Raw genomic sequence first — 20,252 nt, forward strand, 5'->3', positions numbered from 1 at the left:
TGAAAGTGCGAATCACATATTTTGCACTATAAAACGTTATAAACGTTATATAAACGTATAAACGCTATAAATGCATTTAGTGGAGGAAATATTTACAATATGATACGACGCAGTTGGAGAATAGCTTGCAATATTGCAAATAATGAGAGAATTTCTGGTTTAATTATGCTTGGTTTCGCTCTTAGCGGCTTATTGCTTGCAAACATTCCTTTAACAGCGCCAATATTTGAAGCTGTCTCGCATACTCATGTAGGAATTCCGTGGACGAATATACATATGTCAATTGGTCACTGGGTGCAAGACGGCGTGCTAACTATTTTCTTCCTGTCAGTTGGCTTAGATTTAAAACACGAACTTATTGCTGGCTCGCTTTCTGACCCTCGAGCAGCTGCAATGCCAATGATTTGCGCTGTTGGTGGAATGGTTGTGCCTCCTTTGCTGTTTGTTGCTACAGTAACTGTATTTTCTGAATTGCATGCTGGACAGGAGATTATGCGTCTTACTTCTGGCGCTTTACCTTCACTTGATATGGTTCGTGACGGGTGGGCAATACCTACGGCAACAGATATAGCTTTCTCTCTTGCTGTTCTTGCTTTATTTGCAAAAACTTTGCCACACGCTTTGCGCGCATTTCTTATGACTCTTGCTACAGTAGACGATTTGCTTGGAATAGCACTTATTGCTGTGTTCTTCTCATCTCTTAACGCATGGTATTGGTTTGCTGGAGTAATTGCTTGCGGTTTAGTTTGGACTACTTTAGTGCGTTTGAAGCGCGTTCCATGGCCGTTGGTTGCAATAGTAGGAATTATGGCTTGGGTTATGATGTATGAAGCTGGCGTGCATCCAACTTTAGCTGGAGTGATGGTTGGTTTGCTAACTCCAGCGCATTTAGTTCATGGCGAAAAAACGCTTCGTGCTGAACGCTATCGCGAAAAAATTCAGCCTGTTTCTGCACTATTGGCTCTTCCAATTTTCGCTCTTTTCGCTACAGGAGTGCATTTTGAAACATTGACTTGGGAGCTGTTCTTCTCGCCAATTTTGATCGCTATCACTATTGCTCTTGTTATTGGTAAACCTGTTGGAATTATGGTAACTGCTTGGATATCAAAGCGTGTTCTAGGTTTGAAAGTTCCTGATGGTCTTCGCGTAGCAGATTTAATACCAACAGCATGTGCATGTGGAATTGGTTTCACTGTTTCCCTTCTTATTGCTTCGCTTGCGTATTCTGATGCAGATTTGTCTGCTGAAGCACGTTTTGGCGTTCTTGTTGCTTCTATTGTTGCTGCAGGAGTTTCTGGCTTCTTACTTTCCATGCAAGCAAAGCATATGGAAGAAGAATTAGATGAAGTTGAAGACTAGTTTTTAATTATTATTTTCAAAATATTTGAAAGTAAATTTCTAGGAGAAGTCATGTCTGATAGTAAAGAAGATTTTTCAGTAGATGTTCCACCTTGGAATAACACGTATCATCGTGGTTCTGTTGTAATGCGCGGTTCTATGATTCCTAAGGAGAGCACTACAGAAACGCTTCTTCGTAACGATAACAATCAGCAGCTTGTTTCTGGAGTTGGTGTAGAAGTAGATAAGAGATGGGATTGGCGTAGCGCGGATCCGTGGCGTGCGCTACGTATTCAAGCTGAGTTTGTTGATGGTTTTGACGCGCTCGCATCGTTAGGTAAAGCTGTTAGTATTTTTGGCTCTGCTCGAATAAAAGAAAACGATCCCGAGTATTCTTTAGCTCGCACTATGGGTTCAGAGCTCGCAAAACGCGGTTTTGCTGTTATTACAGGTGGCGGTCCTGGAATTATGGAAGCTGCAAACCGTGGAGCTACAGAAGCTGGTGGTACGTCTGTAGGATTGGGGATTGAGCTTCCTCATGAGCAGGGTTTGAATAAGTGGATTAATCTTGGCATGCAATTTCGGTATTTTTTCGTGCGTAAAACAATGTTTATGAAGTATTCTTCTGGAATTATTGTGTGCCCTGGCGGTTTTGGCACGATGGATGAAATGTTTGAAGCTTTGACTTTAGTGCAAACTCATAAGGTTGCGCGCGTGCCTGTTGTTCTTTTCGGTACTTCGTATTGGAATGGTTTGATTGACTGGCTGAAGTCTACAGTAACTCAACGAGGTTTTATTTCTTCATTAGATCCGCACTTGTTTGCTGTCACGGACGACCCAATAGAGGCGGTGCGCATAGCATCTGGAATTGAATAATCTAAGAGTTTTTGCGCTCGTTTACAAGCGTTGTAAGCTGCCAAATTTCTTCGCCAATATCAATTCCGCGAGGGCATTGTCTTGAACATGCTCTAACTGACTGGCATGCGCTAATACCGTCACTGCTGTCTATTAGATCAAGACGATGCTCTGTTGCGTTGTCTCTGGAATCGTAAATAAAACGAGCCGCATTAACCAATGCTGCAGGCCCAATAAAGGCTTCTCCGCCTGCATAAATTGGGCAAATTCCTTCGCAAGCACCGCACATAATGCAATTGCTCAAAAGCTCAAATTTTTTAAGTTCCTCAGGATGTTGCAAAAACTCAATAAGCTGGAGTTTCCCTTCAGTATTTCTCGTAGAAACGTTAGATGCTTGCAAATAAGGTTCTAAGCGTTTTATTTGTGAAATCATAGGCGAAATATCGCAAATAAGATCTCGCTGAACTGCAAATCCTGAAAGTGGAGCAAGCTCAATAATACCAAAAGTGCCATTTTGCAAAGTGGTAGTTTCTTTAGATTTTTGCTGTAAAGTTGGCGATTTTTCCGACTGTGAGGAGCTGCTAGCAGTGCCAGTTTTTCTAAAGCCTCGAGATTGCACGCTATTTGTGCTTTCAGGACGTGCGTTTGCGCCAATAGTTGCACTGCATAGTAAGGTTGGCATGCCATTTACGTTTGCAGCGTCAGAACCGCAAACGCCGTGACCGCATGAGTAGCGGAAAGCTAAAGTTGGGTCGATTGTGCGTTTAATAGCTAGTAAACAGTCAAGAATAGTGTCAGTAGAATGAACGCGTAAATTGTAATCTTGAACCCAATGCTTACCTTGAATTCGTTTTGGAGAAGATTCGTAAGATCCGGAAGATTCACTGGATTCACTAGATATTCTGGAGTCACTAGATTTTGAAGAATTATTTATGTTATTTTCTGAAGAATCTAGTTTTGCGAAAGGATTACTGCGCTTTCTGCGTGCAAAAGGACTTTCTCTGCGCTTGTGCTCTGTCTGTTTACTGTTTGAATCATCTTCAGATTTATTAAATGGAGTAAAGCGTGAAATACGCAAAGTAACAAGCGCAGTGTTATCACCAAGCTCATTACTCATTGCAAACCTCCAATACGTACTGTTCTAGTTTGCCACAATACTTGCACAGAAACATTTTTTAGTACTTGGCGCATCCTCACGTTAGGCTTGAACTATGACTGACGCTTTATTTTTGCTTGATACTGATCACGATAATGCTCCTGTGCTAGCAGAAGGAATCGAAGAAGGGTGGACGATTGCGCTTCCATCTCAAGTAAAACGTCACGCTATATCCGCAATGCGGTTATCAGAAGGCGATGCTTTGCAACTTTCTGACGGCAAAGGCTTGCGCATTCACGCAAAAGTTACGGATGTCGAAAACGGCTTGGTTCGTGTAGAAGCATTTACTAGGGAAGCTCCTCGCATGACTAGACTTGCGCTTGTTCAAGCTTTGGCAAAAACAGGTCACGATGAGCAAGCAATTGATATGGCTACGCAAATTGGCGTGGATGAAGTAATCCCTTGGTGTGCGGATCGTTCAATTGCAAAGTGGAAACCTGGTCGCACAGATAAGCGTTGGAGTCAGGTTTTACAGTCTGCTACAGAGCAATCTCGCCGAGCATGGATGCCTGAACTTCAAGAATGTGTTTCAAGCAAGCAAATAGTGGCAATATGTAGACGTGCGTGCGTTTACGGAAATCTCGTAATTGTATTGCATCAAGACGCAACTGATTGCTGGAATCAAATAGAACAAGCAGTAAATACTCTTAGCGAGCGCTGTTTGGAGGATGGTAAAGAGCGTACTGTTTATGTTTTGGTTGGGCCAGAAGGTGGTATTAGTGACGATGAAGTGTCAATGTTTATTGATGCTGGAGCTAAAAGCTGCGTTTTAGGCAGTAATATTCTTCGCGCATCTACTGCAGGTCCTGTAGCTCTTTCTCTTCTTTCGCGCGCTTTAGGACGTTACGAATAATCGCATAAATCGTATCTAAAAGTGCTCATAATTGTGTAAAATAATAAGGAGAGTGTCGATTGCTTTTTGGCTTTTGGCGTTGATTTCATTTAGTAGCAAATAGGGGAGAAACCATGAGTGATATCACTTACAATACTGATGCTGATTGCATTTTTTGTAAAATTGTTGCTGGGGAAATACCGAGCAGCAGAGTTTATGAAGACGATTCGGTAGTTGCTTTTAAAGATATTAATCCGCAAGCAAAAGTGCATGTGCTGATTGTGCCACGCAATCACTATAAGAATGTTGCTGAGCTTGCTAGTAAAGCTCCTGAAACTTTGGCTCATATTGCTGGTGTCGCACAAAAAATTGCTGATGATGAATTCAACGGTGATTATCGACTCGTATTTAATACTGGTATTGATGCTGGTCAAACAGTGTTTCATGTTCATGCTCATGTATTGACTGGCGAAAAACTTGTAGAAGGTAGCTTGTAAACCGTGACGAAAAGTACTACGCGTTTTGTGCAAATTCCTAGCGAATTAAGCTCGGTTGCAGTTTTAGGTGCTGCAGATGCTGGTTTGCGTGAAGTAGAACATGCTTTTCCAGAAGCAGATATTACTGTGCGAGGAAAAGATGTTCAAATTGTTGCTCGTTCAGCTAGAGCAGATGAAGATGCAGCTAAAGCTGAGTATGCGTTTAGGCGCATGATTGATGCAGCTTACGAACAACCTATGGATGCGTACGAAGTAAGACGCATGCTTGAGCGTGATATTTTGCATAACGATGAACACAATGTGCGTATAAACCGTATCGGTCATGATGGTGGAGTGCTTGGGAATAGTATTATTTCTTCGTCGTATGCAATTAGTAATTCTGTTTCGCGTGCTGAAAATGAGTTTTCAAGAGATTCAAGTGAGCTGTTGCCTTCTAGCGAAGAAGCTCATCGTCGAGCAATGAGCAGAAGAGCTCGAATGAGTAAAGGCGTGATTACGTTTGCTGGAGGAAATCCTGTTCGCGCAAAAACTGCTGGTCAAACAGCGTACGTGCAAGCAATGGATTGCAATATTGTAACGTTTGGAATTGGTCCTGCAGGCACCGGAAAAACGTATTTAGCAGTTGCTAAAGCTGTTCGTGCGTTGGAAGATGGAAGAGTTCGCAGAATTGTTCTTACTCGTCCTGCTGTTGAAGCTGGCGAAAACTTAGGATTCTTGCCTGGTACTTTAAACGATAAAGTTGATCCATATTTGCGCCCACTCTATGATGCACTTTCTGACATGCTTGGATCTGCACAATTAAAACGCTATCTTGACGAGAATGTTGTTGAAGTTGCTCCTCTTGCTTATATGCGAGGTCGCACATTAAACGATGCTTTTGTTATCCTTGATGAAGCACAAAATGCGACTGTTCAGCAATTAAAAATGTTCCTAACTCGACTCGGTTTTAATACAACCATGGTGATTACAGGAGATAGTACGCAAGTTGATTTAGCAGTTGTGCGTTCTGGTCTTGTTTCTATTGAGAAGATTTTGGGCGAAGTTAAAGATATTGCTTTTGTGCATTTGCAAGCAGAAGACGTTGTGCGTCATGCTTTGGTTGGTCGTATTGTGGAAGCGTACGAAAATTACGATGCAATGCTTGAGCGTAAAAAACGTGAACGTACTAAAGAATCTACTGAGAGGAATAACGGATAAATCATGAGCATTGAAGTCATGAATGAAACAGTGTGGAATATTGACGCTAAAATCTTCTCGGATCTTGGAATATGGGTTCTTCAACAAATGAAAGTAAGTACGCATTCGGATTTATCGATTACTTTTGTTGATCCAGAGCCAATTGCTTGTTTGCATGAACGTTGGATGAACCTAGAAGGCCCAACGGATGTTATGAGTTTCCCAATGGATGAGCTTACTCCTGGAAGCGATGAAAAAGTTTCTGAAGGAATGCTTGGAGACTTGGTGATTTGCCCTTGGGTTGCTCAACAGCAGGCGCTCGCAGCTGGGCACAGTACTATGGAAGAAATGTTGTTGCTAACTATTCATGGTATTTTGCATTTGCTTGGCTACGATCACACTACTCCGGAAGAAGAAAAGCAAATGTTTGGTTTGCAACGTCAACTAATGCTTACTTTTTTCGCTGCTCGATCTGGAGAATTGTATGATGCAACTTTGCCAGAAGGTGCAGTAAACGAGCTTGAGCGTTACGATGCTGAGCATGAAGCGAGTAGCGTCAAAAATAAAAATAAAAAACAGCATTAAAGCGCATTAAGAGCATAATTATGGAATATATTAAGCAAATATTTTCTAGCATATCAGTTCCGCAATTGCCGTTGCATATCTGGATTGGTTTAGCTGCATTGCTTATGCTGGCAATGCTGCTTGTATGGCTTTCGCTTGCAATGGCTGCTGCAGAAGGTGCAGTGCCTAGAGTTACTCGTGCAAGCTTAAATAATCTTATGATTGAAGCGCAAACGCATGATGATGAAACTAGTGCCATAGTGCGTATGCGCCGAATTGCTAGAATCCACCGCGTAAAAAAGCTGATTGCTGACCGTTATACAACTTCTGGAGCATGTGCTTTTGTGCGTGTTCTATGCAACGTTTTAGATGGAGTTTTGTTTGCTTCTTTAGCTGCATTTTTCGGCTCGCCTTTATGGGTAACTCTTATTATTGGTGTTGTTGTTTCAGTAGTTGTAGCTGTGATTTCTATTCTTGTTCGTCCACGTTCAGTTGGTGCGGCTCAACCTGTAGCAAAGTTGATGCGACTTTCTCGCATTGTGTCTATTGCTATTGCGATTAATCCTTTAGTGCATATTGCTAGCGATGTTGACGTCACTTCTAGGAAAAAGCATGTTGATCTTTCAGATGATGAAGCTTTGGAAGATATTCAGCTGGATCAAGCAAAGGCTAGTATTGACCGACTTGTTGAAGCGAATGATTTCGATCCGGAAGTTTCGGAAATGATGCGCAATGTGCTCACGCTTTCAGATACTTTGACTCGCGAAATAATGGTGCCTAGAACCGATATGATTTGCGTAAAAAGTGACGAAACGCTGGAAAATTTCCTTAAATTATGCTCTCGCTCAGGATTTTCTCGAGTTCCCGTTATTGGAGATTCTGTAGATGATTTAGTAGGCGTTGCTTATTTAAAGGATGCTGTACGCGCTACTGTGTTTAATCCTGCAGCATCTTCTAGGGCAGTTGAAACAATTAGCCGAGACCCTATGCTGGTGCCGGAGTCGAAGCCGGTTGACGATTTATTCCATGAAATGCAACGAATTCGCCAGCATGTGGCAGTTGTGGTTGACGAATACGGCGGTATTGCTGGCTTGGTTACTATTGAAGATGCTATTGAGCAAATTGTTGGCGAGTTGGAAGATGAGCACGATCGCACTCAGCATGCAGATCCAGAAGAAATACGTGACGGTGTGTGGAAAATGCCTGCTCGAACGTCAATCGCAGATTTGGAAGATATTTTTGAAGTTCATATTGACGAAGACGATGTGGATACTGTGTTTGGTTTGCTTACGAAGTTGATTGGTAATGTGCCGATTGTTGGCTCTAGCGCTGTTACGAGAGGACTAAAATTAACTGCTGTAGATTCAGCTGGTAGGCGAAAGAAAGTATCTACTATTTTAGTAGAGCGAGATGCGCAAGTTTTGGAAGAGTCTAAGGATAATCAAAACGATATTAGCTCTTCCGAAAAATCTGCTGAAAGCAAACAAACTAACGCTTTGAAGCAAGCTAGTACTATGAAACAAACGAATATGATGAAATAAAGAACTGGACGGTAAGAATAACGTGAATAATATTAACAACTTTGACGACGCTGATGACTTCGACGATACTGATGACTTCGATGGCACTGATGATTTCGACGACGAGATGTTTGCAAATCTTGACTCATCAACTCGCGCCACGATTCCGACTCCTGATTTTCACGGTTATCGTTCCGGTTTCGTAGCTGTAGTTGGTAGGCCAAACGTTGGTAAATCAACGCTTATGAACGCTCTTATTGGTACGCAAATTGCTATTGCGTCTTCTCGCCCGGAAACTACGCGTAAGGCTATTCGCGGAATTGTTACAACAGATAATGCGCAAATGGTTTTGGTTGATACTCCGGGTATTCACCGTCCGCGTACTCTTCTTGGTCAGCGTTTGAATGATATTGTTGACGAGTCGCTTGCAGATGTTGATGCGATTGCATTCTTGCTTCCAGCAGACCAGGAGATAGGACCAGGAGACAGGCGAATCCTGAGCCGTCTTCGCTCCGATTTTGCTAAAAAAGATGATAAGGGCAATTGGACTTGGAAAGTTCCGCTTATCGGTATTGTTACGAAAATCGATACGCTTAACCGCAGCGAGTTAGTTGCGCATTTGCTTCAAATTCAGCAGTTTGCTGATTTTACGGATATTGTGCCTGTGAGTGCGTTGGAACGCGACAATGTCGACGAAGTTAAGAATGTTTTGATTCAAAACTTGCCGGAAGGTCCACAAATGTATCCGGCGGATCAGCTTAGCGAGGAAAGTCCAGAAAGTATGATTTCGGAGCTTATTCGTGGAGCGTTTTTGGAAGAATTGGATGACGAGTTGCCTCATTCTTTAGCTGTTGTAGTTGACGATATTGTGTATCCGGGTGGCGGCGAGGGCACTCAATACGAAGACAACAAAGCGCATGTGCTTGTGTCTGTTTATGTTGAGCGTGATTCGCAAAAGCCGATTATTATTGGGCATCGTGCGGAGCATTTAGTTCGCGTTAAGAAGCGTTTGCGCACGGCAGTAAATCGCATTACTGGTTCTAAAGCTGTGCTTGAATTGCATGTGAAGGTTGCAAAAGGATGGCAGAGTGACCCTAAGAAGCTTGAGCGTTTGGGATTCTAATTTTACTTAGTGTGTTTTGACGCGCGCGTTTTGCGTAGCGCTTATAAAAAACCGCAGCCGATATAATTTCGACTGCGGTTTTTGTTTTAGTTTTGTTTTAGTTCTATGAATTCACTCAATTTTTATGGAGTGAACCTACATTTTCAACTACATGCGACGATGACGTGCGAAAGATATGCCTCCGCCGATTGCCGCGATTCCTGCTATTGCTGATGCGACTATTGCAGCAACAGTAAGAGTCTTATTTCCTTCCTGCTGAGCTTGTCCAGGATTTCCAGAAGCTTGAGAATTCTTAGATTCTTCCTTCTGCGATTCTTTGTTCTGAGTGCTGTTATTGTTATTAGAATCCTGAGTTTCTTGCTTATTATCTTCTTGCTTTGACTCAGAGTTCTTCTTGTTTTCAGCATTCTTATTCTCAGCAGACTTATTTGCATCATGTGATTGAGCACTGTTCTGATTTGCAGATGTACTTGTAGCAGAAGATGTGCTTTGTGTATGCTGCGTGTTTGCTTTAGTGTTTTTCACTGAAGCTTTCTCATTCGCATGCTCTGCTTTAGTAGACTTTCCAGTTTCACTCTTAACAACAGCCTGTGTAGCGTAATTTTCTGCGGTAGCTGAAGCGAACTCGTTAGATTGTTGTTCAACATCAACAGCAGGAACACTAACATGTGGTGTTTGTGGTGTGAATGGAACATTACTGTTTCCAGTGTTACCAGTGTTTCCAGTGTTTTCGGTATTGTTTGTGCTTCCTGTATTACCAGTGTTGCTGTGGTCGCTTCCTCCCTGACTTGGTTCAACAACCGGTGGCTTTGGTGCAGGTGGTACAACTGGTGGTACAACAGATGGTGTAACAACAGACTCGGGTAGCTGTGTCGCGAGTGTTTTTGCAGACTCGGTGAGTGTTGCAGCAGTAGTTTTCAGTGTATTAACTTTTTCTGTCAGAGTTTGTACGAAGCTTTCAAACTCTGGATAAGCTGCCAAGAACGTTGACTGCATGAAGGATTGCTGAGTTGTTGCGTCAGTAACAACAGCCTTAAACTTTTCTTCCGCAGTCTTAAGATCATTCTGTATCTTTTCAATCTTGGTTTTAGCAGCTTCTACAACTTCCTGAGCAGTCTTAACCTTAGCTTGAGCATTTGTTACAGCAGTCTGAGCAAGTTGAATCTTCTTAACAACATTTTCTTTTGCAGTCTTAACAGCATCATTTGCGTTTGTTAAGGTTTCACCAGCCTTCGTGACTTTTGTTTTCAATGCTTCAAGCTGTGCTGTTACTGTGTTCTGAGTATCTTTAGCGCCTTGAAGAGCAGTCTGAGCAGCTTGAACTTCACTCTTAGCATTTTCAACTTTCTGATTCTCAGATTCAATCTGAGTTGTAAGCTCGCCAATCTTCTTAGTCAGCGTAGTTACCTTCTCATTAGCAACTTTAAGCTCTTTATCAGCCTTAGTTTTGGCAGCTTCAGCAGCTTTGACGGCCTGCTTGGCTGACTCTACATTAGCTTCAGCAGCTGTAATAGCATTGGTAATTTCGCCATCAACTTTTGCTCGCTGTGCCTTGGCAGCAGTGCGAGCTGCTTTAGCAGTCTGCTCTGCAGTTTCAGCTTGTGACTTCAGAGTCTTCGCTTTTTCTTTCAATCCGTTAAGTTCGGTTGTAAGCTGATTAATCTGTTGCTGGCGTGCTTCTTTGCCTAGCTGTGCAGCTTGTTCAGCTTGCTGCTTAGCAGCTTCGTATGCATTCTTAGCGGTATCCCAAGCGTTCTTCAGCTCAGTAGCCTTATTAGCAGCCTCTTCCTTAGCCTTATTTGCTTCCTGAGAAGCAGTTTTAGCCTGTTCAAACGTCGTATTTGCGCTTGCAACAGCCTTCTTAAGATTCTCAATTTCAGACTTTTTGGAATCAGCAGTGCTTATTGAATTAGTAATATCAGTAATTTTAGATTCTATTCTTTGCACTTCAGATCTTGCTTGATTAAGAAGTAGATTAACAATTTCTTGCGGAGCTGCCCACGTTACGCCAGTTTGGCTATAGTACGCAACAAGTTCTTGAGCTTTTTGCTTAAGAACATCAAGTGCGTTCTTTTCCTGATCTTGCAAACCAACTTCAGGTTTAGCGGCATTTGCAGCGTCTAAGTTGTTAGCATCGCTCATATTCAAGTCATAATGCAATTTACGAAGCTCATACTTTTTAACAAACAAATCGTAGTTTGCTTTATTTGCTTCAGCATTCAGCTTGTTGATATTGTCATCCTCTTTCAGCTCTTCTTTAGCGCTGTCACTAAGGCTTTTCTCATAATCTCCAAGAAGCTGCTTATATTTAGCAACGCTAATCGAAGATTCGTCGCTTCCGTGCCATACAGCCACATCTCCCGCGACAACTTCTTTGCTAGTTGTAGACTTTCCGTTTACTGTGGTTATACTTGTAGCTTCTTCCAAGCTCAAGTCGCTTTCAGCGAATCCGCCAGCAGTAATATCTTTGCTAGCAAAATTCGTGTAATGACCCACAGATTCCAAGAAAATATCTTTGAGTTTACTATTATCAGCATCATCTACAAACAACTTAATCTCTGGATGCTGCCACATGTATTGACGTAAATCATAACGATGCTGCTTAAGCATTTCCTTACCAGCATCAGAAATCTTATGTTTTTCATTATTTTTTTCGCCAGTTACAAACGTTCCTGCAACAGCCTTGTCGTAACGCTCTTTTTCAACCGTGTACCATCCGCTAAGAGCGTTATACTTTTCTCCATATTTAGTAGAACAAGACGTATTGCCATTTACTGTTACATAGCACTTGCTATATTCCTGATCCTTGTGATTTGTAGAATCGCCGTCGTAATTGCCCCACGCAAGATTTTCTGCAGTTTTGTATGGTGTGGTTTCCATCACTTCGCTACCCTCATAACCAGGGTGGTTTATTGCATGATCATGATTTGCACCAGAATAGAAGGAGTTTACAATTGACTCAGCAATCAAGCTAAGACGCACGTTAACATCGCCCAACGCCTTTTTCTCTTCAGTATTTGCGCTGTTTTTATCGCTATCTTCTTTGCGTAGCTTGTTGAGCGAATCGTAGTAAGTTGCAGCTTCCTTCATGTTTTGCAATGAATCCGCGCCGCCAACTTTGCCGAGCTTTACAAGATCCTTATACCACATAGGTACTTCTATAACGCGGTCTAGAACGTTTTCTGTTTTGCCTTTGTTCTGGACTTGCTTCATGATTTCGACTCTTTTACCGTTCAAAATCTGCTTAGCGCGCTGAGCGTCTTCAAGAAGAGCTTTATCTTCTTTGCTAGTAGAATTTTTATAAGTTTCAATCACATAATCCAAGAATCCTGCAAAGTTCGCTGTAGTTTTAGAAGTATCTTTCTTAGCAGCTGCATCTGCAGCTTTCTTAGCAGCTTCCACAGCTTTTTCTGCATCGCTCAACTTCTTAACATCTGGGTTATTTTCAAGATCTTTTTCTGCTGAGTTGAGATTGTTTCCAGCGTTATCTAAATCGTTTTTCTTATTTTTAGCTTCCTGAGCTTTTTGGGTTGCTGTAGTATTTGCTTCCTCATAAGCTTGCTTAGCTTCATTTGCTTTCTTCTCTAGCTCTTGCACATCTGCATTTGTTGCTCCGGAACCAGCAGCGTTCAGATTATCTATTTCTTTTTGAATCTTTTCCTGCTGTTCTGTATTAGCATTTACAGCTTGCTCTGCAGCAGTTTGCTCTTTCTCTTTTTCAGTTGCTGTAGCAGAAAGCTGATTTGCTTGTTCCTGAGCTTTATTCTTATCTTGCTTAGCCTTTTCAAGCTGAGTATTGGCGGTTTGCAGATTACCTGTTTCAGTTTTTACTTTTTCTCCAGCTTTAGTCTGTTCTGTTGTTTTAGTTTGAACGTCTTCGTTTGCAGTTCCAAGCTCTGTAGTTTTTGCATCTTTTTCTTTTTGAGTTGCTTTCAGTTTATTTTCAGCAGCCGTCTGGTTTGCTGTTTCTTGATCAAGAACAGTTCGCTTATCTTTAACACCTTCGTTAGCCTTATCTACCGCAGTCTGATGCTCAGATAATTCCTTATCAGCTTTACCTTTTTCTTCTTCAGCTGTTTGTACTTCTTTTTTCTTATTGTCTAATTCAGTCTGAGCTTCAGTTACTTCCTTGTTGGCTTGAAGTGCCTCGCTATTAGCGTCACTAGCTTCACTTTCAGCCTTATTTACGTCCTCATCAATTTTGCTTTTCTGTGTTTTAGCATCTTCAATAGCTTGCTTAGCTTCTTTTTTAGCTTTATCTGTAGCACTTTCTCCCTGCTGCACTGCAGGAGGATTCGAGTCAGATGGTGGATTAGATGGTGGCTCAGTAGTTGCAGCATTGGCAACATTTGCCATTCCGAATAAAGCAAGGGAACTTGCGCCTAATGAGATTGCTACTGCGAGTTTGGCGTTCATATTAACCTCTCCTCTTATATGAATTTAATTTGCAGTTTTATTGCTCTACAAGAATCAGTGAATACCGCAATGTTTTGCGATTAAGTCTCTCGCGTCCATTGCGATTTTCTCTGCAGCCTTGCTTCTTATGAGAATTATAATCTTCTATGGGGGGGGGGTATCAAGTTTTCAACGCGATTTTATCAAATACCTACGGATTAAATATGCGCTAGCGACATTCTCTGTTTGCTGTTGCGAGATAGTTGGATTTGTTACATTTGTCTCATGCGTGAGGCATTTGTAACGTTTTTTGACCTAATTTCGTTATATATGTCTCGGCGATGAGGCATTTGTAACGTTTTTGGCTGATTTTCGTTACATTTGCATCACTGATGAGACAAATATAACGCTCGTCGTAAGTCACCTCAGTCTAGTCTCATTCTGTCTCAAATAGCCTTTATCCACATTGATCGAAATCTATTGTGTATTCATTGCTTATCTCATAATCTCAGGCTTATGAAAAAGTCTAATGTTAAAAGCATGCTCAAAAAAGCTGAGTTTGAGCATCGTTGTTTTCATCCAATCAGCAATTCGCAAAGGCAGTGTGCTTATAGGTACACTAGGTCAGGATTGCTTGTGAGAGTATTTTCAGGTCTTTATGCAAGAACAGAGTATTGGCAAAATTTGTATACAGCTGAGCAAATTCGCCATATAGCGTTTTCTTTGATGGATATTCATCCAGACTGGAAATTTACAGGTGTTACTGCTGCTGCGCTAATCGGCTACGATGTTGTGAATGATTATGATCACATAGCATATGATTATAAAACTGATTATAAAACTGGTAAAAATCGTGATTGCTCCAAAATGTTGCAGTCTCAATCAACTCCAATTTACGTTCGCACTATGACCAGAAAGTCTGTAAATGATAATCCGTTGCTACGTAGAATTAATGCAACAGGCAGAGAGATGGATGGCACTAGTGATGATGTTCGAATTGTGCGGGGAAGAGAGGGAAGTGGCGGTCGCTTAGTTGCCCTTCCGCATTTAAGTGACAATATAAATTACGAAGTTCGAAGTCATATTGTAGATAAGAGCACAATGCTTTTCGATGTTGCAAATAGCGTTAATTTTAGATTAGCATTGTCGATTTTTGATTCTGCGGCTCGCGATAATGTTGATTTTGCTAAAGTCATTTCTATTTGTGAAAGTCGATATTCGACTTTGGATGTTAATAATTATAAAAGTGTTGCTGCAACAACAACCTCTGATTTATTTGAAAGCACATTTTTTGGAAGATGCTGTGAAACTAGAGTAGATAAGTTTCTTTCACTTAGACGTCTCTGCTATTTTGCAAGTGGATTAAGCGAAAATGGCGGGGAATCGTTCGCGCGAGGAACGATGATTTCGCTCGGATTTATGGTGCCAGAATTGCAACGCGAGTTTATATTACCGCACTCAGGTGGCAAGTATAGGTGTGATTTTTTGTGGCGGCTTCCCAATTCTGAGTTGATTGTTGGCGAGCTTGATGGGCATTCAAAGTATTACGTTGATTCGGATAATTTTATGCATACTAACGTCGATTTTAATTCGTCTTTCGATAATCGAATGTTGCGTAAATCGTACAATCCTAGTGTTATTAATCGCAATATTGACAGGCAGGCTGAGCGTGAAGCGTTGCTTATGAAGGAGTGTGGAGTAAGCAGGATTGTGCGTTTTACCATCCCGGATATTGTTAATCCTAAAAGGATTGAGAGTAAATTGATTGATGCAGGAATTCCTAGGATTATTAAGATGCTGTGATTTATGCGAGTGATAGTGGCTGTGCGCTGACTTTGTGTCGTTGGATTTGTCTCGCGCGTTGTAACGTGTTAACTACATTTTCTGTTTTGCATCAGATTTGTTATATATGTCTTGGAGGTGAGGCGTTTGTAACGTTTTTTGACCTAATTTCGTTAGATTTGCATCATTGATGAGGCATTTGTAACGTTTTTTGGCTGATTTTCGTTAGATTTGTCTCGGAGGTGAGACAAACATAACGCATAAGCATGTGGTCGAGGCAAAACGCGGGAGTGTGGGAGGATAGATATGAAACGCGGGAGTGTGTGTTGATACGAAAAACCGCGGTAGACTAGTTAATTACAAGTCAAGCCGCGGTTTTGCGATATGCACTTAGTTAAGTTAAGTTCAGCTAACTTAACTTAAACAAACTACTTTTTGCGCGTCGTATACATTTGCGTATTAAGTAAAGTAGTGTAACGCTTAATAACTCGTGGACGAATAATCTTCATAGACGCAGTCATTAAGCCGTTTTCTTGCGTAAACTCTTCTGGCAAAATAATGAACTTTCGCACAGATTCTGCGCGTGACACGCCTTCGTTGGCAAGATCTATAAACTTTTGCACTTCAGCACGAACAACAGCATTGTTAGCAGCCTCTTCCATGCTCATAGTGGCGTCAAGACCTTTGAGTTTAAGCCAATTTCGCAAAGTTTCTTCGTCTAAAGTAACAAGTGCAGAAATAAATGGACGCTTATCTCCAAGAACGAGAGCTTGAGACACAAGTTCGCATCTCTTAATCATCTCTTCAATAGGTCCAGGAGCAACGTTCTTACCGCCAGCAGTAATAATCAAATCCTTCTTACGGCCGGTAATATAAAGCATGCCATCGTCGTCAATTCGTCCCAAATCGCCTGTCGCATACCATCCGTCTTTAGTAAATGAAGTTTCTGTTGCTTCATCATTTTTGTGATACTTGTGGAATACGCAAGTGCCTTTAATTTGCACTTCGCCGTCGGATGCGATTCGCAAAGTAAAAGCTGGGAATGCAATGCCAACAGAACCTTCTCGGAATGGAACTCCAATAGGAGTAAACGCACATGGTGCAGTAGTTTCTGTAAGACCATAACCTTCGTACACAGGAACTCCTGCGCCGCGGAAGAATGAAAGCAATTCAGGATCTAGAGGAGCACCACCTGCAACAATCCAGCGTGCGCGACCGCCAAGAGCTTGACGAAGTGGATGATAAACAAGTGGATCGTAAGCAGTGCGGCGAGCCTTAGTAAGAGCCTTAGCGTCACCAAATTCCTGAACTTCCTTCATATACTGCTGAGCCGTCACAACAGCACCCTGGAAGGCCAAGCCTTTAGCACCGTGACCAGCCTTCTGTGAAGCTGCGTTATAAACCTTCTCAAGAACTCGAGGGACAACAATCATAACTGTAGGTTTTGCAACTTGCAAATCGGAAATCAAAGTAGGAATACCTTGAGCAATATAAATGCGTAACGTACTTGCAACGACAATATAGTTAATTGCTCTTGCAAAAGAGTGCGCTTGAGGAAGGAACAGAAGCACAGATCCGTCTTTTTCGCTAAGCAAATTTGGCAAGTAAACAGGCAAATTCAACGCTGTAGTGCAATAGTGTTCGTGAGTCATTTCCACACCTTTAGGTGCAGCTGTGGAACCAGAAGTATAAACAATAGAGCACAAGTCTGTTTTCTTTACAGAATCAATGCGAGCGTCTAGTTCCTCATCGCTAACAGCGTATCCGAAAGCTTGAAGTTCTGCCAAGCCGCCTGTTTCAATGCAAATAATGCGTTCCAAGCTTGGGCATTCTTCAATAGCTCCATCAGCTTTATCTCGCATGTCAGTTGTTTCAACAATAAGGAAACGCGAGTCGGAATTATTCACAATATTGCGAATTTGCTCAGCTGAATCCGTGTCATAAATAGTTGCAAGAACACCGCCGCAAGCCATAACTGCTGCGTCTGTTACATCCCACTCGTATGATGTTTTGCACATAAAAGCAACAGCATCGCCTTTGCGCAATCCGTAGTGCATCAAACCTTTTGCAGCATCGCGTACTTCTTGAAGGAACTGATTAGCTGTTTTTGTGACCCACTTATCGTTTTCTTTATAAGTGTAAAGAGGATCGTCGCCCATACGTGCTGCGCGATCTGCGTATAAGTCATAAATGCTTGTGCCTTCGTCAAGAGGTGCTGCGCTTTCGGTTTTTGTGGTCAGCAAGCCTGTTTCCGGATTGATAAACGTCGTTGTTGGCATTTGCGCGCCCCACTCTTCTACGTGTGGAAGGCGTTGCTTTTGTGAAAGTAAAGTATTTGTGTTTTCTTGATCCGTATTAAGGTAGTCTGGTTCGCCTGCACGGTCATCGCTGACTGGGTGCGCGAAGTTACTGCCAATACGCAATGCTTTACGGGCAAGATTAAACGCTTGCTGTTGGAGTGCATTAAAAACGGACACATTTGCTCCTTCATTATGCCAAACGGCTTGCGGATTAAGCGCACATCATAGTATCATGCTATGCGCTTGCATACTATTAACTATAATAATCGTTCGTATGCTCAAGTAGCAGTTATATTCGATTTGATTAGTAATAATTTTGTATTTGCCATAAGTCGTAGCCTGTCGTTAGAATAGCAAAGTTGCTTTGGCGAGGGAATATGCCACTAGCTTGCGATTAGCTTGTTGGCAGAGTTCCGTTATCGACTGGGCTGATAGCCTCTTATGGTTTTCGGCGCGTCGGTGCGCCTGAAGCTGGATTAACAAACTAAACTATCCAGACCATAAGGAGACCGATATGGCTACAAAAATTGCTCTTGAAGGTGAATTGCGCACTGAGTTTGGTAAGGGTGTTGCTCGTCGTTTGCGCGTAGCTAAGCTGATTCCAGCAAGCCTTTATGCTGGCGGTGCTGAACCAGTGCATGTTACTCTTCCAATGCGCGAAACCACTTTGGCTTTGCGTCACGCTAATGCTTTGTTCACTATTAAGTTTGGCGATGAATCTCGCATTGCAGTTGTTAAGGATGTTCAGCGTAACCCTGTTAAGCGCATTGTAGAACACATTGACTTCTACGAAGTTAAGGCTGGCGAAAAGATTGACGTTGAAGTTCCAGTCTTCGTTGAAGGTACTCCAAAGGGTGCCGCAGTTGCATTCGTGGATGTCCAGGAGCTCAAGGTTCGCGCAGACGTTGCTAACTTGCCAGAGCGTTTGGTTGTTAACGTTGATGGTTTGACCGACGGCACCAAGGTGTTTGCTAAGGATGTCAAGCTTCCTGAGGGTGTTGAGCTCGATATGGATGGCGAAGAATCCGTTGTGAGCGTCACTGTTCCTGAAGATGCTGCTACAGCCGAAGCTGCTGCTCCTGCTGCAGATGCCGCCGCTCCAGCTGCTGCTCCTGCTGCAGAAGAAAAGTAAGTTTAAAATAAGTTAACGTATTTAATTACTAATTAACTTATAATTTATAACTTATAAAATAGTTTAAAATTTTAAGCCGCATAAGTCAGTTCTTATGCGGCTTTTTCGTATAAAATCATTGAATTTTCTAAATAAATTTTAGTTTAAAGCGTATTTTTTGAAATATTTTTTGAAAAATTTTGGCGTGTAAGTTTTGCGAAAAACAAGAATCGTATTATTCTATACGTTAATTGCGGTAAAAGGCAAGTAGAAATAATCCACATAGAAAAGAGACATAATGGCTGATTTAGAAGTAGCTCCAGAGTTTTCTGACGCTTATGAGTCTTATGATCATAGCGATACAGCTCTGTTGAACAAATTGGCTGGCAACTTTGAAGTTCTGCCGAATGATAATCCAGTTTCGGACGCAAAGCGCAACGAACTTATTGATAAGCCTGCTTTCGGTCAGATTTTCTCCGACAATATGGTTCATATGTCTTGGACTAAAGGCGAAGGATGGTCTGATCGTCGTGTAGAGCCTTACGGTCCATTGAAAATGGATCCAGGTGCATCTGTGTTGCACTATGCTCAGGAATGCTTTGAAGGTTTGAAGGCTTACAAGCGCGCTGATGGCTCTATTTGGCTTTTCCGCCCAGATATTAATGCTGCTCGTTTCCAAAATTCTGCTAAGCGTTTGTATTTGCCAGAACTTTCTATTGACGACTTTATTGGATCGGTTGCAGCTTTGGTAAAGCGAGATAAGCAATGGGTTCCAAGCCGTCGAGAGTATACGCTTTACATGCGTCCATTCATGTTTGCTTCTGAGCCATTCCTTGGTGTGCGTGAAGCTCATGAAGTTGAATACTGTGTTATTGCTTCTCCATCTGGTCCATACTTCAAGGGTGGTTTGAAGCCTGTTAGCATTTGGGTTGAAGATCAGTGGTTCCGCACTGGTCCTGGCGGTACTGGTTTTGCTAAGTGCGGCGGAAATTATGCTGCTTCCTTGCTTGGTGAATACAAGGGCATTGAGCACGGTTGTGAGCAGGTGTGCTTCGTTGATGCTGCAACCAAGACATATTTGGAAGAGCTTGGCGGCATGAACATGTTCGCACTCCACAAGGATGGTCATTTGGAAACTCCATCTCTCACCGGCAGCATTCTTCCTGGCGTTACACGTCGTTCTTTGATTCAGCTTGCTGAGGAAGCAGGTCATAAGGTTGTTGAAACCATGATTCCTCTTCAAGGATTGCTTGACGACATTCGTTCTGGCGAGGTTACTGAAGTCTTTGCTTGTGGTACTGCTGCAATCATTACTCCAATTGGTCGCTTTAAGTCCGATGAATTCGATCTTAAAGTTGCCGATGGTGGCGTTGGTGAGTTGACTCAGGCTTTGCGCGACGAGTTACTCGGCATTCAGCTCGGTGATGTCGAAGACAAGCATAACTGGATGTGGAAAGTTTGCGACTAATTTATATAAGTTAGTTAATATTATCTAATCTAATATTGCTTATGGCGCGTCGTACTCTATATTTATATATCGTATAGAGTGCGGCGCGTCTGCTTGTTGCGCGCAATGTTTCGGTGAATATTTGTTTGAAGGGAA

Annotated in this window: 13 protein-coding genes and 1 pseudogene; 11 read left to right on the plus strand and 3 right to left on the minus strand. The window is 42.2% G+C overall.

The genetic code is table 11. The features are described from left to right. Nucleotides 1–99: 99 nt before the first annotated feature. A pseudogene (locus tag ACJV2T_RS04950) lies at nt 100–1,338 on the plus strand (Na+/H+ antiporter NhaA); the annotation flags it as partial. Nucleotides 1,339–1,410: 72 nt separating this feature from the next. Continuing rightward, nucleotides 1,411–2,214: an LOG family protein gene (locus ACJV2T_RS04955; RefSeq protein ID WP_415682919.1), complete on the plus strand. Its 804-nt coding sequence runs from the start codon at nt 1,411–1,413 to the stop codon at nt 2,212–2,214. A gap of 1 nt (nt 2,215) precedes the next feature. Here the strand turns inward: ACJV2T_RS04955 and ACJV2T_RS04960 are convergent, their stop codons facing one another. Next, entirely contained in the window at nt 2,216–3,310 is a 1,095-nt protein-coding gene (locus tag ACJV2T_RS04960) for a succinate dehydrogenase/fumarate reductase iron-sulfur subunit (protein WP_415682920.1), read from the minus strand. A 94-nt stretch (nt 3,311–3,404) separates the two neighbouring features. On the opposite strand from ACJV2T_RS04960, the gene ACJV2T_RS04965 reads away from it, so the two are divergent. The 6 genes from ACJV2T_RS04965 (at nt 3,405) to era (ending at nt 9,061) form a co-directional block, all read left to right on the plus strand. Beyond that, nucleotides 3,405–4,202, plus strand: coding sequence for a 16S rRNA (uracil(1498)-N(3))-methyltransferase (locus tag ACJV2T_RS04965; RefSeq protein WP_391495827.1), 798 nt, complete (start codon nt 3,405–3,407; stop codon nt 4,200–4,202). Nucleotides 4,203–4,315: 113 nt separating this feature from the next. Continuing rightward, nucleotides 4,316–4,678 (plus strand): histidine triad nucleotide-binding protein, encoded by a 363-nt coding sequence (locus ACJV2T_RS04970; protein WP_004106318.1) that lies wholly within the window; start codon nt 4,316–4,318, stop codon nt 4,676–4,678. 3 nt (nt 4,679–4,681) lie between these two features. After that, complete coding sequence (locus ACJV2T_RS04975) at nt 4,682–5,875, plus strand: PhoH family protein (RefSeq protein ID WP_415682921.1); 1,194 nt, start codon at nt 4,682–4,684, stop codon at nt 5,873–5,875. A 3-nt stretch (nt 5,876–5,878) separates the two neighbouring features. Then, a complete protein-coding gene (gene ybeY, locus ACJV2T_RS04980) occupies nt 5,879–6,439 on the plus strand; it encodes an rRNA maturation RNase YbeY (RefSeq protein ID WP_415682922.1) in 561 nt (186 codons plus the stop codon). Between the two features lie 20 nt (nt 6,440–6,459). Beyond that, complete coding sequence (locus ACJV2T_RS04985; protein ID WP_415682923.1) at nt 6,460–7,959, plus strand: hemolysin family protein; 1,500 nt, start codon at nt 6,460–6,462, stop codon at nt 7,957–7,959. 22 nt (nt 7,960–7,981) lie between these two features. Continuing rightward, nucleotides 7,982–9,061 (plus strand): GTPase Era, encoded by a 1,080-nt coding sequence (gene era / locus ACJV2T_RS04990; RefSeq protein WP_419399328.1) that lies wholly within the window; start codon nt 7,982–7,984, stop codon nt 9,059–9,061. Nucleotides 9,062–9,208: 147 nt separating this feature from the next. Here the strand turns inward: era and ACJV2T_RS04995 are convergent, their stop codons facing one another. After that, entirely contained in the window at nt 9,209–13,477 is a 4,269-nt protein-coding gene (locus ACJV2T_RS04995) for a coiled-coil domain-containing protein (RefSeq protein WP_419399329.1), read from the minus strand. A 495-nt stretch (nt 13,478–13,972) separates the two neighbouring features. On the opposite strand from ACJV2T_RS04995, the gene ACJV2T_RS05000 reads away from it, so the two are divergent. Next, a complete protein-coding gene (locus ACJV2T_RS05000; protein WP_415689827.1) occupies nt 13,973–15,259 on the plus strand; it encodes an AMP-dependent synthetase in 1,287 nt (428 codons plus the stop codon). A 407-nt stretch (nt 15,260–15,666) separates the two neighbouring features. On the opposite strand, the gene ACJV2T_RS05005 is transcribed toward ACJV2T_RS05000, so the two are convergent. Next, nucleotides 15,667–17,715: an AMP-dependent synthetase/ligase gene (locus ACJV2T_RS05005; RefSeq protein ID WP_419399330.1), complete on the minus strand. Its 2,049-nt coding sequence runs from the start codon at nt 17,713–17,715 to the stop codon at nt 15,667–15,669. A 337-nt stretch (nt 17,716–18,052) separates the two neighbouring features. Between ACJV2T_RS05005 and ACJV2T_RS05010 the strand changes: the two genes are divergently transcribed. Together ACJV2T_RS05010 and ACJV2T_RS05015 are read left to right on the plus strand one after the other, a co-directional pair. Continuing rightward, complete coding sequence (locus tag ACJV2T_RS05010; RefSeq protein ID WP_415687173.1) at nt 18,053–18,670, plus strand: 50S ribosomal protein L25/general stress protein Ctc; 618 nt, start codon at nt 18,053–18,055, stop codon at nt 18,668–18,670. 277 nt (nt 18,671–18,947) lie between these two features. Next, nucleotides 18,948–20,117, plus strand: a complete 1,170-nt coding sequence (locus ACJV2T_RS05015; RefSeq protein WP_004106516.1) for a branched-chain amino acid aminotransferase — start codon at nt 18,948–18,950, stop codon at nt 20,115–20,117. The last annotated feature ends 135 nt before the right edge of the window (nt 20,118–20,252 follow it).

Origin of the sequence: Gardnerella phocaeensis, assembly GCF_048545075.1 — a bacterium.
GTDB classification, from domain to species: Bacteria; Actinomycetota; Actinomycetes; order Actinomycetales; family Bifidobacteriaceae; genus Bifidobacterium; species Bifidobacterium vaginale_J.

Coding starts and splice junctions, on each gene's coding strand:
- ACJV2T_RS04955 (WP_415682919.1), top strand. CDS start 1,411: ATGTCTGATAGTAAAGAAGATTTTTCAGTAGATGTTCCACCTTGGAAT.
- ACJV2T_RS04960 (WP_415682920.1), bottom strand. CDS start 3,310: ATGAGTAATGAGCTTGGTGATAACACTGCGCTTGTTACTTTGCGTATT.
- ACJV2T_RS04965 (WP_391495827.1), top strand. CDS start 3,405: ATGACTGACGCTTTATTTTTGCTTGATACTGATCACGATAATGCTCCT.
- ACJV2T_RS04970 (WP_004106318.1), top strand. CDS start 4,316: ATGAGTGATATCACTTACAATACTGATGCTGATTGCATTTTTTGTAAA.
- ybeY (WP_415682922.1), top strand. CDS start 5,879: ATGAGCATTGAAGTCATGAATGAAACAGTGTGGAATATTGACGCTAAA.
- ACJV2T_RS04985 (WP_415682923.1), top strand. CDS start 6,460: ATGGAATATATTAAGCAAATATTTTCTAGCATATCAGTTCCGCAATTG.
- ACJV2T_RS04995 (WP_419399329.1), bottom strand. CDS start 13,477: ATGAACGCCAAACTCGCAGTAGCAATCTCATTAGGCGCAAGTTCCCTT.
- ACJV2T_RS05000 (WP_415689827.1), top strand. CDS start 13,973: ATGAAAAAGTCTAATGTTAAAAGCATGCTCAAAAAAGCTGAGTTTGAG.
- ACJV2T_RS05010 (WP_415687173.1), top strand. CDS start 18,053: ATGGCTACAAAAATTGCTCTTGAAGGTGAATTGCGCACTGAGTTTGGT.
- ACJV2T_RS05015 (WP_004106516.1), top strand. CDS start 18,948: ATGGCTGATTTAGAAGTAGCTCCAGAGTTTTCTGACGCTTATGAGTCT.